This is a genomic window from Mesorhizobium sp. P2_B5, assembly GCF_056404775.1.
The window spans coordinates 24,310-38,139 of record NZ_JBFUDJ010000014.1 but is presented as its reverse complement, the minus strand read 5'-3'; the positions used below and the strand labels follow the sequence as shown (position 1 = coordinate 38,139).

Sequence of the window (13,830 nt, the reverse complement as noted above, 5' to 3'; positions counted from 1 at the left end):
TCCTCTTGCTGGACGGCATTGCTCCCGCGCCAGTCTGATCACAGATAATACCTCGCTCGCTTTCAGCTCGCGTCGGTATGCGTTTTGGCGTGGCGCGATTCTTGGCTGTCGAAAGCCCTTTCTGCCGCGGCTCTTCTTCAGCAACGCAGCCGCTGCCTTATGCTTTTCTCTGCCGTCGGCGCCACATCCTATTGTCGGTGGCGAGACCGCTGTCACTCTCAGAGTGGGGCAGCGATGGAGTGCCTTCGACAGTGAAGACAATTCCAGCGTCCTCAAACGCCTGGCGCATGGCAGCTATGTTATGGGGACGCGGCTTCCTAACGCCATTCTCAAAATCGCTGATCGTCATTTCGCTAAGATTGGCCTTTGCGCCAAGTCGCACGCGCGACCAGTTCAGCAGGGATCGTGCTGCTCGTAATTGATCCGCTGAGAGTAGGTTTCTCCTGTCCATAAGCCTTCAAACATTCAAGATGGCTGATATGTTCCTCGACCTTGCGACGATCTGAGGCGTCAGCGCTGAGCAGGCACCGACAATGGATCAGGCAAAGCAAGCTCTTGGAGCAGCGCACTACGACAGAAAGTCCAGGCCGGAACATTAGCGCCCCCCACGGGTTGATTCGGCTGTGGTCGAATCATTAGTGGCTGTGGGACGATGGCGGTACTGGCGTTCGATTTCGTCTATTTTTCTGGCCTAACCGCAGACGACGTTCTAGGAAGCGTCGTTTCGCTGCTGGCATGTCTACTGTTCTTCAAAGCTTTGGCTACGGACCACCCCAACCGATAGATCGGTTTCATTTTTTCTCGCCATCGACAGAAGGGCTCCTCGACGCACCTCCAAGAGATTGCGATCGCGTGAGATCCAATTGCAAAGCTAGTATGCGCCGCGGTCAGCCAGATCGCATCACGCCCGGCTCCTCGATAGGCGCATCGCTAATCCCATCTGAAGCGGCGTCCGGATTGACGGGCAAGACATCGGAAAAATTGACCGTGGCAACCAGATATCCGGCTTCATCATAGACCCTGGTAATTGATCCCGATTGCTCGGTGCCAGGGTCCTCCACGATTGCTGCGCGTGCCTTTTCGATAGCTCTCGGACTGGCCATGTCCGCGCTGGCGAGTTCTTCCTCGAAAGCTGTGGTCTGGCCAGACGCGGTCGTCTCAAAACGAAATTTTGGCATAGGAACCTCCTGTTCCTAGGCAATGCCCATGCCCGAGTTGCGTTCCAAGGGAAACAGAATTGGTGGGGGAATGCAGCTAAGATCGCCGCGATCGCAATAACCTTGTCGCGACGATGGTCAGCAAGCCAGTGATCACAATCCAGGCCTGTATCTCGCGTTGGGTAATTGTTCCGACATCTGATACCTGCTTCGGCAAAGCTTTCTGCGCAACTACCGGTCGAAGGTCGGACCGACTGCCGAGACGCACCGAATAGGCTCGCGTGAATTCGGCGCCGAGCAAGAAGATCTCCGACGAATAGTAAACCCAGAGCAGTACGACCAGTAGCGCGCCGGCCGCCCCGTAGGAGGATGCGGTTGCACTGGTTCCGATGTACCAGCCGATAAGAGACTTGCCGACGGTGAAGAGCAAAGCGGTCACCACCGCACCAATTCCGACATCGCGCCACTCGAGAGACCGGTCCGGCAGAATTTTGAAGATCGCGGCAAACAGAGCGGAAATCAGGACGAATGAAACAATGCCGTTTATCAAGGCGAGGATGAATGTGCCGAACGGCAGATGGTCGTTGATAACAGCGCCAAGCGCGGAAATCGCAGTGCTCGCCGCCAATGAGACAAGCAGTAAAAACCCCAACGCTGCAACCAAGCCAAGGCTGGCGGCCCGCGCTCGGACCAGTCGCGACAAGGACATGGCGGGAGGATCAATCTTCCAGATCTTGTTGAGCGAAAGCTGCATTTCGCCAAAAACACCTGAGGCTGTGACAAAGAGAGTGACGATGCCTACCAGCGTGGCAAGAGTGCCCGATGTTCTATGAGAAGCGCTTTCAATGGTGGTGCGCAGAAGATCTCCGGTTTGCGTACCCATCACGCCTGCAATTTCGGCTGACAAGGCGACTTGAGCTGCGTCATGCCCGAAGACAAGCCCGGCAATCGCAACAACGATCAACAAAATGGGGGCCAAGGATGTAACGGCATAGAACGCCATCGCCGCGCCGTGGCTAAGTGCATTATCGTTGATGAACCCGAGGATGCTATCCTTGCCAAGAGACCAAGCTTCGCGTGCCACTCGCATTGGGAACCCCCTTTTGCCTGAGAGGAACCTAGTGCTGTGGGCGGCGAAAACGAGCCCGCTGCCACGTGCTGGTAGCGCGAGGTGATGCTCGCTAACGAAAATCAGGGGCGCCTGCGCGCCCCTGCGAGAGTCTACCAACCTTGCCTCGAATACCAGTCGTCGACGTCTCGCCGGACCCGGTCCTTCTCGATGCCATATCTCTCCTGAATCTTGCCTTCAAGCTGATCGCGCTTGCCTGCAATGCGATCGAGATCGTCGTCGGTGAGTTTGCCCCACTGTTCCTTGACCTTACCCTTTACCTGCTTCCAGTTTCCTTCAACGCGGTTCCAATCCATGGCCGTCGCCTCCGTAGTTGTTGCACAGCAGCTAAAACGCCATTTCAGGCGCGAGGTTCCGAATGGGCACCTTGCATCTCCGATCGGAGCTTGCGATTTGCGCAAACAATTGTCTCAGCTCTGAACCTGTGCTGCTGCAGGCGGATCGAGCAACGCGGCCGGGTTTGCAACTCTACCAGCAGTTCGGCGGGCGGTCGCCACAGACATTTCTGTCGCAGCGCCACCTCACCGTGTTTGGTGGGTCGGGTCCATGATAGCAACGAACCTCATTTCGGCGCTCCCAAATATCAGCGCCTTAAAATTCGTTGCGCCCGAATTGTTCCAACGCTCTCGATAAAAGGCGAGAGGACGACTGGCCGCCACTACATAATGACGCCGAGCGCAAGCGAAGGCTGGGCTTGAGGTGGCTCAGGCTGCACGGGCGCGCGCCCAAAAACGAAAATTGCAATGTCTGAGTGATCGGCGGGGCCACGGCCGCCGTCCGATCTCTAGCGGTCACAAAGCGTCGGGCTTCCCGGAGCGACCAGGTGCGACTTGAAATCTCCTTCCTCACGGAACTCGGCGCATTTTTCGAAGTTTCCGAATCGCTCATTGTGGGCGTTTTTGAACAAAGGAGACTGCACATGGCCACGCCAAAAAAAGCCAATGGCAACAATAAGGACCTGGAGGACCTTCTCCTGGACGGACTAAAAGACATCTATTACGCCGAGAAGAAAATTCTGAAAGCTCTGCCAAAGATGGCCAGAGGAGCATATGACGAGCAAGTCTCAGCCGCCTTCCAGAAACATCTTGCAGAGACCGAGGGGCAGGTTGAGCGCTTGGAGGAAGTCTTTGCACTTCTCGGCGTTCCAGCACGCGGCAAAACCTGCCCCGCCATTGATGGCATCCTCGAGGAAGGGTCCGAAATCCTTGAGGAATATAAGGGTTCGCCCTCGTTGGATGCTGGTCTGGTCGGGGCCGCGCAGGCGGTAGAGCACTACGAAATCGCCAGGTATGGAACTCTGATCGCTTGGGCGGCTGCCTTAGGTAAGGAGGATGTGATCGAGCTGCTCGATGCGACTCTCGAAGAGGAAAAGGCTACTGACGACACCCTCACGGCGCTCGGCGAGGCGGGAGTGAACGAACGCGCAGCCAGCCAGGGGGCGGCTTGACCATTCTCCAATGGCCTGGGCAGTAGCTTCGAGGCCTTGCGCATTGTAGGGGAGATTGCCATGCGTATCTACAAACAACTGCAAAGTCTGTTTCTTGAATTTTCTGCCGCTTTGGTTCGGCGGCGCGCCCTAGGTGACGCCTATCGAAATAGCGTGATGCAGCCTGTCCTATCTCAAAAGCCGAAGTAGCGCCGCAGGGGAAACGTTCCGGTATATTCATGTCGAGGAAATGGGTGGCGATTTTCGGATCGCCACCCGCTTTTTTAGGTGCCTCCATACCGTTCAGGGTCGTTACGAGACCGTGCGTGCTCGCGAGACGTGGAAATTTCCAACCAACGAGAGCGGTCCGCGAAAGCGATCTCTAGCGTGATATTCGTCTGCAGCCGGTTTGAGCTTGCCCAGCCGGCGGCAAGACTGCAACTCTGCGGGATCGCGGATGGTTGTTTCGCCGCGACCATTAGGCCGCGCCTTGCAGATTGTGACGCCTGGGGCGGCAGCGAACCAGCTAATTTCTGGCTCGGCATCTCTGCGTCTTCCTGCGGGCCTTTTGACACCGGGGGAAGGACACGTGACCGCGGGAGCATTGCCACCCGGACTTTACTCAGGACCCTCTTACCGGCGCCGTCTGCCCAAAAGTCGCTTCGAATGCCCAACTGTCGTCTTGGTTCCTCGCGATCGCTGAGCTCTAGTAACACCTCAGCCTGATCTGTGACTGAACTAACTCGGGATTGGGAACCTCGTTGCGGACATGATGGGCGAGGCTCAACGTCCCATGGTATGGCAGCCCCCGGCGGTTTGTCGCACGAGTAAGACAAGCACTTCTTTGCGCAATCGACTCGGGCTCGGTTGGGGCAAGCGCAGCATTATGCGGGATGCTTGCCGAGGGGGAGTCGGGCCACGCACCGGTCAAAGCTGCGACCTCAGCCAACTGGCAAACCAGTCTGCAACCTTTTCGCTGAGGGGCCTAGTCTGCCATTCTTCTAGGCTGATCTGCCTGCACCGCTCAAGATCTTGATTGAACAAATCGATTTGCGTCCGAGCAAAATCCTTGCCGTAAACGTTCAGCGTGGCTTCGTCGTTCAGACGCAAGGAACGCTCGTCCAAATTGGCTGAACCAAAGCTCGCCCAGACGTCGTCAACGATCAAGAGTTTGGGATGGTACATCGTGGGCTGGAACTCGAAGATGTGAACACCTGCTCTAAGCAATGTGCCCCAGAAATACCGCGAACTCTTTCGGGTCAGTGGCACGTCGGTAATGGAACTGGGCACGATAACATCAACCGATACGCCTCGTTTCCTAGCGCCCAGGATCTGCTCGAGGGCGATGTCGTCCGGTACGAAATAGGCCATCCCGATACGCAAGTGATCTTCAGCAGCGGCGATCGCTGCCAACATCATCAGTTCCATGTCCGCCGAGCCATTCGGCTGCGAGGACAGGATCAGCTGGGCGCCCAGTGTTCCCGTTGGTTGGAGCGGAGGATAGAACTTCTCACCCTGCAACGTCTCCCCGGTTGTCTCCATCCAGTTTTCCGCGAACGCCGCCTGAAAAGCTGATACGGCCGGTCCTTCGATTCGGTAGTGGGTGTCGCGCCACTCATCGGGGTTGCGAGCATTTCCTCTCCAATTGTCAGCGATGCCTACGCCACCGGTGAATGCGACCCGTCCGTCCACGATCAGCAACTTGCGGTGGGTGCGATTGTTTACGCGATCAAGCGTGTACCAATGGATGGGTCGATAGCGCTCGAACTTTACGCCGGCACTTGTCATGATGCGGATGAGCTCTTCATCGAACGGAAGACTTCCGACCCAGTCGACCAGAACGCGGACCTCAACGCCCTCTTTTGCTTTCGTGGCAAGAGACGTCGCGAACTCATAGCCGACAGCCCCAGACCAGTAGATATAGGTCTCCATATCGACCGTCGAATGAGCGGCTCGGACTGCTTGGAGCATAGAAGGAAAAATCTCGTCCCCGTTGACGAGGGTCTGGACAGCGTTCGAACTGAAGATGTGCCCTTGCGAGAAGCTGCTCATCGTCTTGGCGAATTGTGGATCCGATGCGTAAAAACGGTGGGGCACGGGCGATTGCACAACGCGCTGGTCTGGAATTACATTTATGGTGACCACCGTCAGCAAGCTTGCGACCACAGCAACGGCGACGTACAGGAGCCCCTTCCGCAAACGTCCGGATTTGCCCGCTTTCACGTTTGTGGGTGAAGCCATGCGACCGAAAGGCGGCAGCTCGGTTGCCATCTCTCAAGAACTTACAAAGGGGCGCAGCTTGCCCGCGTCGCTTGAGAGCAATCCCGACAAAGATAGCGTTCGCGCAGAACTCTTAGACAATCGACTAGCCTTTGTTGAAGCGCGTACAAGCGCTGATTGACGAGACTGACAGACGGGTGTTTTCGCTATGCGCCCGACGCTTCTGACCGTCTGATGGTTTCACAATAAATTCCATCATAGCTCTGCCGATGGGCCAGACCGTCTTCGGCGCCGACGAAGAAATCCTCAACTGTAGTCGCGACCCCCGACATGATGGTAGCCATGTCGCTGCTCGCACCGGTTAAAGAGAGGTCGGTTCGCGCGATTTTCATACAGAGATCCTCGTCCATTCTGCGTTCCCCTGTTAAGCTTTTGGAGCAACGCGCGTTATGACAACCCGTTCCACCGCAGCGAGACTGGACAACAGGGGACCAAGACCACATTTGGTTTTTTGCCTGCTCATCGGCGGCCTCTCTCACTGACCGGCAGCAAAATTCTCACGAATTTTTCTGATTCGATCAGTGCTGCCCGAGGTGAGGTCTTCTTTATCTGCACATCCCATTTGGCTTCTCAATTCGAAGCTCTCGCAATCGCCACCGCGCACTTGCGGTTGCCTTCATTATCGCAAAGATCGGCGCTTTTTAGCCAGCCTTCGCCGTTCTCCCGTCTGTCCCAGAAGGATAGGTAGGCTGGACTCCCAGGTGTAGGCGTAACAGGCCGCTTGGCAATTGCCGGCACGAAACGATGAGCTTGCCTGCCGCCCGCCTGTGCGTTCAAGGGGAGCGCTCACGAAGCGTCCATTCGTCGTGCCGCGTCAGACGGCCAAGGTCACGCTTCTGACGCCCGCCTTGAACAAGTTGATTGTGATGGCGGCTCGAAGTTCGCGCTCGGCCCGCGAACGCAATCGTCGCCTCGGGAACGGGCCAAGCCGCCGGGTTTCAAAAATGCCTTCAGCTTCTGCGGAGCAACCGCCGCGAGTGAGGGACTCACCAAGGGTTGTCACTTGATTTCAAGAGCCCCGTTGTGCGCCAGGAATATTCGATTTGAGCAGGAACTGGGTGCCGTTGGTGAAGTTCAATTCACAAGATCAATTTCAGGAACAGGAGCGAAAAAACGTGAACACGCCCATAAACAACGACCTCAGCGGACCCTCTGGGGGAAATGAATGGCAGGACAAGACCGATACCCGCCAGACCGAAAAAAGCAAGGAAGCAATCGGCAAGTTGAAGTCCAGCGCGGCCGAAACTGCAACACACCTCAAGAGCGCTGCCGCTTCCGTATCCACTGACGCGAAAAATTATGTCGGCTCGGTGGCATCGGATGCTGCTGGAGCATTCAAAGAAGCGGTGGAGACGAACAAGACCGCGGGCGCCGACGCGATCGCCAATATCGCCCATTCCGTCAAAGAAGCAGCCGACGGCATCGAGAAGCAATCCCCACAGGTTGCTGGCATGGTCCGCAGCGCGGCCGAAGGTGTGGAACGGATTTCGTCGGATATCAGGGATCGCAACGTGGGTGAGTTGCTGGACTCCGTTACAAAATTCGCCCAGCGCCAGCCTGCCGCCTTCTTCGGCATCGGCATCCTGGCCGGCGTGGTTCTCACCCGCATCATGCGAAGCTCTGATCGGTCCTGAGAGGAAGCACTCCAAATGGATGATGGTACCGATCGCCGATCCTTAGGAAGCGTGTTCAGCGAAGTGTTGAGCCAATTCGCTTCGCTGATGCGCCTCGACCTTCGCCTTCTCAGGGCGGAGATGAAGGTCAAGGCGTCGACGATCGTCTCGTCGGGCGCATGCGGCATCGCCGCACTGGCGCTGTTTGTCCTCGCAGCGTTCGCGATGGTCCAGTTCCTGATCCTCGCGATGATCCACCTCGGCGTGAATCCGATGGTCGCGTGTTTGGTCGTCGGCGTTTTGCTGGGGGTGGGCGGAGTGCTGTTGCTCTATCTTGCCAAGCGAGCGCTTGCGGGATGGACCATCACACCGGTCGAGACCGTCAATCAGGTGCGCACTGACATCGCAACACTGAAACAGGGGATGCGTTTTGGCTCAACCCAATGAAGAGATGCGGGAAATCATGCTGCAGAGCCGAACAGAGCGTCAGGCTTTGTTTGAGCCGGTCAGCGAAATAAGCCGGCGGCTGCAGCCCCGAAATCTGGTCGACGCGTCGACGCGATACGCCAAGCAGAAAGTTGCTAAGGCTCTTGGCGGTGTGTCCGACGCTGTGAAGGATAACGGCGGCGCCGCCGCAGCGGTCGCGTTGGGCGCATTTGTCATATTCGACGCGGGCCGGCGGAGTGCCCGCGGCCCCGCAGGCATCGGTCACGACGCTGTCGACCTCGTTGGCAGCGCCACGCATTCGGACGCAGCGTCAATGCGTTACGAAACCCATACGGGCAAGGCGATTACAAACCTGACGCGCGCAAGGGTGCTCGCCGGATCTGCGGGAAGCCTGTTGATCGGCCACATTATCGGGAAGGCGTTTAAGTCTACGGCAAAAGAGCGCGACCTGTTCGGCAAGGCTGGGGCTGAAGTTCAGGATGCCGCGGACAAGTTTATCGCTGAACATGCGCGCGGTGCGAAATTGGCCGCCGCGCAGGCCTTCGGCTTTGCCAGATACGCCGCTGCGTTCCTGGCAGTATTGACCGTAGCCAGCGACTCCCTCGGCCATGCGGATGAGCACGATCAAGGAAATCACCGATCGAACCGGCGAAAGCCTTCGTCACTGAAAAATTGAAGGACTTCCCATGCAGATCGTCGGAATCAACATTGGACCTGCCGCGGCGTCCTCAGGCCGGCCTCTTATTCGAGTAGTTTTTGAGGGGGAGGGCGGGGAATCTGTAACTGTCGAAATGGCACGAGGCGAGGACGTTGATGGCGCTCTCGGTGCAATCGACCGTGTAAAGGCTCTTCTTGTCCAGACTGCCACCTTCGAGATGCCCATCGAGAGGAGAGGCCATCTCAGAGCTTGGTCGCAGGATCTCTAAGTTCTTGCGACGTAATATTTTGGCCTTCGGGTAACGATAGGAGTGACAATCTGCTCTCATGTGCAGCCCGTCGACGCCGCCCGCGAACGGCTTCAGAACCGCAAGCGAAGCCGTTGAAGCAGATTTGCGCACCGGTCGTATCGCCAACCCATTGAAATTAGATTCGTTTTTGACTGGGAACCTTCACGGCCAAGATTCGCTTAATGACTCGTATGGGTTGTGTCGGAGTTTTGAGTTCGATGGTGTCCGCGCGTGCGAATTGGAAGGGTTATGTCAAGTTCGGAGAAGTTGCCTGCGCCGTGGCGCTTTATACGGCAGTTTCATCCGCTGAGCGCATCGCCTTCAACACGCTCAACCGCGCTACCGGCAACCGGGTCCGACGCGAGTTCGTCGACAGCGAGACAGGCGATCCGGTCGAGCGGGAAGACCAGGTCAAGGGATACGAGATCGAGAATGGCGATTACGTTGTCCTTGAGCCGGAAGAGGTTGCAGCTGCAGTTCCCGATAGCGACAAGACCCTCAAGATCGAGGCCTTTGTGCCGTGCGACGAGATCGATGACGTCTATTTCGATAAGCCCTACTACCTCATCCCCGACAAAATGGGCGCCGATGCCTTCAGGCTGCTGCGTGACGGCATGCGACAGGCGAAAGTTGCGGCGCTTGCGCGCACGGTGTTGTTCCGGCGCCTGCGTACGGTTCTGATCCGCCCCCATGGGAAAGGCCTGATCGGCACGACGCTGAATTTCGATTATGAGGTCCGCTCCGCAAAGGAGGCTTTCGACGACATAGCCCAAATGGAGATCGACGGGGAGATGCTGGACCTCGCCAAGCACATCATCAACTCCAAGAAGGGCGCTTTCGACGCGAAGAGCTTCGACGATCGCTATGAAGCCGCGGTCGCCGAACTGGTCAAGGCAAAGATCGAGGGCAAGGCTCTGCCCAAGAAGAAGGCGCCGCCGCCCGCGAAGAAGAACGACCTGCTGCAAGCCTTGCGACAAAGCGCCGGAATGGGAGCCAGTGAAAAGCCGAAACGCACTGTAGCGAAGACCACCAGTGATCGGAAGCCGCAGCCCGGGCGCGCCGCAAGCACGAAGCGCGCTGCCTGATCGGAGGTTGTCTTGGCGGTCCGCCCATACTGGAAAGGCTATCTGAAGCTCTCATTGGTAACTTGCCCCGTGCAGATGATGCCGGCGACCTCAGAGAGCGAAAAGGTCCGGTTCCATACGCTCAATCGCGAGACGCACAACCGCGTCGTCAGTCATTACGTCGATGCGGTCACCGGCAAGGAGGTGAAAGAGGAAGACGAGGTTAAGGGCTATCAGCGCGGCGAGAACGACTACATCATCCTCGAAGACGAGGAGCTCGAAAACGTCGCCCTCGACAGCACCAGGACCATCGATATCGAGGTCTTCTCTCCGCGCGATTCCATCGAATGGATCTGGCTCGACACGCCATATTACCTGTCGCCAAACGATCCGGTCGGGGAGGAGGCATTCTCGGTCATCCGGGATGCCATGGCAGCGGAGGACATGGTCGGCATCTCACGACTGGTGATCTCGCGTCGGGAACGCGCCGTCATGCTTGAGCCGCGCGGCAAAGGCATCGTCTTGTGGACGTTGCGTTATGGTGACGAGGTTCGCGACGAACAGGCCTACTTCGAGGGCATCGAGGGCACAATGTCCGACCCCGAGATGATGCCGCTGATCCAACAGTTCATCAAGAAGCAGACGCGCCATTGGGATAGCACGCTGGTGTCAGATCCGGTTCAGGGCAAGCTGCTGGAGATCATCGAGGCCAAGCGTAAGAAGACGAAGCGTCCGACAAAGGCCAAGGGCGCTGAGTCGAAGGCCACTCCCAACAACGTCATCAGTATCATGGACGCGTTGCGTAAATCCGTCGAGGCGGAGAACCGTCCGGGCAAGCGCTAGGATGCGCCGATCACCCAGACCGGTGGGCCGGTAGTCACAATGCGAGCACTCCGTGAATGAACAGTTCAGTCTCGCCGCTTGCGGAAACGCGAGCCGACGCAACCGCAACGACGGAAAGTTGCGGCACGCGTCCTATCAGAGACTGCGCGAGGTAAAGGCCGATGCCGCGTTGTTCGACATGAGCGGACGCAGATCTGATCAGGCAGCCTGCTTCGTCGTCCTTCCCAGCCGTCTGATGGCCGGCTCCAGAGGACGATGACCTTTGTCGTAATCCTTCCAGGCCTTACTCTTCGCGAGCAACCCGGGCACGGTGCGCAGCGTGTAGCGGTTGGGGTCGAGATCGGCCCTAACCTGCGTCCAGGTCAGCGGCATCGATACCGTCGCTCCGGGCCGCGCGCGCGGCGAGAGCGGCGCAACCGCCGTGGCCATGCGGTCATTGCGCAGATAGTCGAGGAAGATGCGCCCGTGGCGCAGGTTCTTCGCCATCTTGGTCAGATAGAGCTCAGGGTTGTTATGCGCCATGGCAAGGCAGACGTCGTGCGCAAAACCCTTGGCCACCGGCCAGGTGAGCTTGGTGCGGCTGGTGACAGCGAGCGGCGTCACGACATGCAGGCCCTTTCCGCCGGTCGTCTTGCAGAAGCTGACGAGCCCGAGGTCGTCAAGCCGCTCGCGCATTTCCCTGGCCGCTTGCACAACCATGGAAAAGGGAACGTCTGGACCAGGGTCGAGGTCGAAGACCAGACGGCCTGGCACCTCCGGCTGCTGGGGCTCGCAATTCCAGGGATGCAGTTCAACCGCACCGATCTGGGCCACTGCAGCGAGCCCTTCGATACGATCGATCTGCAGATAAGGCTTTCTGTCACCGAATACCGTTACCAATTCCAGAAGATTGGAGGTGCCAGCCATCGCATGGCGCTGGAAGAACTGCTCGCCGTCGACCCCGTCCGGCGCCCTTATGATCGAGCACGGCCGGCCGCGGATGTGCTTGATCATCCACGCGCCGACTGCTTCGTAGTAGCGGGCGAGGTCTTCCTTGGTGACCGGCGCGCTGTCGTTGGCATCGGGCCACAAGGGCTTTTCGGGGTTGGAGATCAGTACGCCCATGACATCGACCTTGCCGCCACGCCGAGAAGGTTTCGGCCATGTCGGTGTCGCAGGCCGGGATACCTCCGTCGTCGTCGGCGAGGCCGGCTTCTCGGCCTCGACCTCCTCGGCCGGCTTGTCCGCCCGCAACCCCTTGAATGCCGCCTGCCGAACAAGACCATCGGATGTCCAGCCGGCGAATTCGATCTCCGCCACGAGCTCCGGCTTGAGCCAGACGACACCGCGGTCTTTCTTCGGAGCGCCGATGCCCGTGAACGGGGATTTCGTCGTTTCGAGCGCCTTCAGCTTAGGCAACAGGTCCTTCACCTTCGCGGCGCCGTAGCCGGTACCGACGCGCCCGACATAGACGAACCTATCGCCGCGGTTGACACCAACCAGAAGCGATCGGAACTTCCCGTTGGTGGTGGCATATGCGCCGATGACAACCTCGTGGCCGGCGCGGCATTTGGACTTTGCCCAGGTCTCGGTACGACCTGAAACATAGGGCGCGTCGGCACGCTTCGACACGATTCCCTCAAGCGACAATCGGCAGGCCGAGCGCAGCACCGCATCGCCGCCGGTTTCAAAGTGCTCGACAAAGCGTATGCGGGCATCATCTCGCGCATCGGACAGGAAGTGCTGCAAGCGAGCCTTCCGTTCCGAAAGCGGCAACGCACGCAGGTCTTCAGAGCCGTCGAAGAGCAGGTCAAATGCAAAATAGACCAGCGCATCAGTCTTGCCTTCGGACAGGGCGGCCTGAAGGGCGGCGAAATCCGGAGCGCCATTCGCATCAAGCGCACATATCTCGCCATCGATGATTGCGTCCGGAAGATCGCTGGCCGCCTGTGCGATCGCGGGATACTTGGCGGTCCAGTCTAGTCCCTTGCGCGTCTTCAGTGTCGCGTCGCTGTCGAGTATGCGCGTCTGGATGCGATATCCGTCAAACTTGATTTCGTGCAGCCATCCGCTGCCCGATGGGGGCCTCGCCAGAGTGTCGCAGAGCTGCGGGGCGATGAATTCTGGTAGATCGACCGGTCTGGTCGCATCCGCCTTTTTTTTGCCGCGAGCTTTCTCCTTGCGCTCCTGAGCGGCCAGGCCGGCACGGCTATCCCACACCGCATTGGCGCCCACCTTTCCGCCCTGCAGCATGAAAGGTTTGGGCTTGCGGCCTTTTCCTGAAGCAACCTCCTCCATGGTGCGGCCGGAAGCCACCGAGGTGGCATTTTTGTCCAGAATAGCGCCGCCACCCTCCTCTACCGAAAACGCGTCGCGATGCTTGATCAGCAGCCAGTTCGGACGCTTGCCTCGCTCCCGGTCGTTGGCCATCCGGACCAGAACGAAGCTGCCGTGCAGCCGCTCTCCTTCCAACGTGAACTTGAAGTCGCCTTTCGCCAATGCCTGTTCAGGGCTCTTCTTACCCTCCGGTTCCCAATAGCCCCGGTCCCAGAGCATCACAGTGCCGCCGCCATACTGCCCCTTCGGAATCGTGCCTTCGAAGTCCCCGTAGTCGAGCGGATGATCTTCGACTTCAACCGCAAGACGCTTGTCATGCGGATCAAGCGAAGGTCCGCGGGTCACCGCCCAGGATTTGAAGACGCCGTCGAGTTCAAGTCTGAGATCATAGTGGAGCCGGGTGGCGTCGTGTTTCTGGATGACGAACCGCCGCCGGTTAGACGGCCTGATCGCTTCCTTTCCGCTCGGTTCCTGCGTGAGTTCGAAATCACGCTTCGATTTGTACTTTGAGAGCTTGTCGGTCGCCATCTATTCCTCGGACGTACGGCACTTCTCGAAGAATGGTTCGGACTAACAAGTGGTTCCTTGAGCCGAGCGAGATACCGACC

General features: G+C 58.3%; 14 protein-coding genes. 7 read left to right on the top strand and 7 right to left on the bottom strand.

Features of this window, described 5'->3' with window-relative positions:
- Nucleotides 1–157: 157 nt before the first annotated feature.
- The 4 genes from AC1D1N_RS29015 to AC1D1N_RS29000 all read right to left on the bottom strand — a co-directional run bounded on the left by AC1D1N_RS29015 (nt 158) and on the right by AC1D1N_RS29000 (nt 2,582).
- Nucleotides 158–451, bottom strand: coding sequence for a helix-turn-helix domain-containing protein (locus AC1D1N_RS29015; protein WP_436258475.1), 294 nt, complete (start codon nt 449–451; stop codon nt 158–160).
- A 436-nt stretch (nt 452–887) separates the two neighbouring features.
- Nucleotides 888–1,178 carry a hypothetical protein gene (locus AC1D1N_RS29010; RefSeq protein WP_352590547.1) on the bottom strand — a complete coding sequence of 97 codons (291 nt, stop codon included), beginning with the start codon at nt 1,176–1,178 and terminating at the stop codon, nt 888–890.
- 76 nt (nt 1,179–1,254) lie between these two features.
- Nucleotides 1,255–2,247 carry a YihY/virulence factor BrkB family protein gene (locus tag AC1D1N_RS29005; protein ID WP_352590550.1) on the bottom strand — a complete coding sequence of 331 codons (993 nt, stop codon included), beginning with the start codon at nt 2,245–2,247 and terminating at the stop codon, nt 1,255–1,257.
- 131 nt (nt 2,248–2,378) lie between these two features.
- A complete protein-coding gene (locus AC1D1N_RS29000; RefSeq protein WP_023768098.1) occupies nt 2,379–2,582 on the bottom strand; it encodes a CsbD family protein in 204 nt (67 codons plus the stop codon).
- Between the two features lie 623 nt (nt 2,583–3,205).
- Here AC1D1N_RS29000 and AC1D1N_RS28995 point away from each other — a divergent pair.
- Together AC1D1N_RS28995 and AC1D1N_RS28990 are read left to right on the top strand one after the other, a co-directional pair.
- The gene (locus tag AC1D1N_RS28995; RefSeq protein WP_436261911.1) at nt 3,206–3,733 is read left to right on the top strand and encodes a YciE/YciF ferroxidase family protein; all 528 of its coding nucleotides are present in this window, start codon (nt 3,206–3,208) and stop codon (nt 3,731–3,733) included.
- Nucleotides 3,734–3,793: 60 nt separating this feature from the next.
- Nucleotides 3,794–3,922 (top strand): hypothetical protein, encoded by a 129-nt coding sequence (locus AC1D1N_RS28990; protein WP_352590556.1) that lies wholly within the window; start codon nt 3,794–3,796, stop codon nt 3,920–3,922.
- A gap of 717 nt (nt 3,923–4,639) precedes the next feature.
- Here AC1D1N_RS28990 and AC1D1N_RS28985 read toward each other — a convergent pair.
- Both AC1D1N_RS28985 and AC1D1N_RS28980 read right to left on the bottom strand, forming a co-directional pair.
- Nucleotides 4,640–5,983: a phospholipase D-like domain-containing protein gene (locus AC1D1N_RS28985; RefSeq protein ID WP_436258477.1), complete on the bottom strand. Its 1,344-nt coding sequence runs from the start codon at nt 5,981–5,983 to the stop codon at nt 4,640–4,642.
- 155 nt (nt 5,984–6,138) lie between these two features.
- A complete protein-coding gene (locus tag AC1D1N_RS28980; RefSeq protein ID WP_436258478.1) occupies nt 6,139–6,342 on the bottom strand; it encodes a hypothetical protein in 204 nt (67 codons plus the stop codon).
- Nucleotides 6,343–7,059: 717 nt separating this feature from the next.
- On the opposite strand from AC1D1N_RS28980, the gene AC1D1N_RS28975 reads away from it, so the two are divergent.
- The 5 genes from AC1D1N_RS28975 (at nt 7,060) to ku (AC1D1N_RS28955) (ending at nt 10,906) form a co-directional block, all read left to right on the top strand.
- Nucleotides 7,060–7,626 (top strand): hypothetical protein, encoded by a 567-nt coding sequence (locus AC1D1N_RS28975; protein ID WP_477352739.1) that lies wholly within the window; start codon nt 7,060–7,062, stop codon nt 7,624–7,626.
- A 15-nt stretch (nt 7,627–7,641) separates the two neighbouring features.
- A complete protein-coding gene (locus AC1D1N_RS28970; protein WP_436258480.1) occupies nt 7,642–8,052 on the top strand; it encodes a phage holin family protein in 411 nt (136 codons plus the stop codon).
- The gene (locus AC1D1N_RS28965; protein WP_436258481.1) at nt 8,036–8,728 is read left to right on the top strand and encodes a hypothetical protein; all 693 of its coding nucleotides are present in this window, start codon (nt 8,036–8,038) and stop codon (nt 8,726–8,728) included. The genes AC1D1N_RS28970 and AC1D1N_RS28965 overlap by 17 nt, the downstream gene beginning before the upstream one ends.
- 489 nt (nt 8,729–9,217) lie before the next feature.
- Nucleotides 9,218–10,084 carry a non-homologous end joining protein Ku gene (ku, locus tag AC1D1N_RS28960; protein ID WP_477352657.1) on the top strand — a complete coding sequence of 289 codons (867 nt, stop codon included), beginning with the start codon at nt 9,218–9,220 and terminating at the stop codon, nt 10,082–10,084.
- Nucleotides 10,085–10,096: 12 nt separating this feature from the next.
- A complete protein-coding gene (gene ku, locus AC1D1N_RS28955) occupies nt 10,097–10,906 on the top strand; it encodes a non-homologous end joining protein Ku (protein WP_436258483.1) in 810 nt (269 codons plus the stop codon).
- Between the two features lie 198 nt (nt 10,907–11,104).
- Here ku (AC1D1N_RS28955) and ligD read toward each other — a convergent pair whose 3' ends face one another.
- On the bottom strand, nt 11,105–13,750 hold the full coding sequence (gene ligD, locus AC1D1N_RS28950) for a DNA ligase D (RefSeq protein ID WP_477352655.1): 2,646 nt from the start codon (nt 13,748–13,750) through the stop codon (nt 11,105–11,107).
- Between the last annotated feature and the right edge of the window lie 80 nt (nt 13,751–13,830).

Coding starts and splice junctions, on each gene's coding strand:
- AC1D1N_RS29015 (WP_436258475.1), bottom strand. CDS start 451: ATGGACAGGAGAAACCTACTCTCAGCGGATCAATTACGAGCAGCACGA.
- AC1D1N_RS29010 (WP_352590547.1), bottom strand. CDS start 1,178: ATGCCAAAATTTCGTTTTGAGACGACCGCGTCTGGCCAGACCACAGCT.
- AC1D1N_RS29005 (WP_352590550.1), bottom strand. CDS start 2,247: ATGCGAGTGGCACGCGAAGCTTGGTCTCTTGGCAAGGATAGCATCCTC.
- AC1D1N_RS29000 (WP_023768098.1), bottom strand. CDS start 2,582: ATGGATTGGAACCGCGTTGAAGGAAACTGGAAGCAGGTAAAGGGTAAG.
- AC1D1N_RS28995 (WP_436261911.1), top strand. CDS start 3,206: ATGGCCACGCCAAAAAAAGCCAATGGCAACAATAAGGACCTGGAGGAC.
- AC1D1N_RS28990 (WP_352590556.1), top strand. CDS start 3,794: ATGCGTATCTACAAACAACTGCAAAGTCTGTTTCTTGAATTTTCTGCC.
- AC1D1N_RS28985 (WP_436258477.1), bottom strand. CDS start 5,983: ATGGCAACCGAGCTGCCGCCTTTCGGTCGCATGGCTTCACCCACAAAC.
- AC1D1N_RS28980 (WP_436258478.1), bottom strand. CDS start 6,342: ATGGACGAGGATCTCTGTATGAAAATCGCGCGAACCGACCTCTCTTTA.
- AC1D1N_RS28970 (WP_436258480.1), top strand. CDS start 7,642: ATGGATGATGGTACCGATCGCCGATCCTTAGGAAGCGTGTTCAGCGAA.
- ku (WP_477352657.1), top strand. CDS start 9,218: ATGGTGTCCGCGCGTGCGAATTGGAAGGGTTATGTCAAGTTCGGAGAA.
- ligD (WP_477352655.1), bottom strand. CDS start 13,750: ATGGCGACCGACAAGCTCTCAAAGTACAAATCGAAGCGTGATTTCGAA.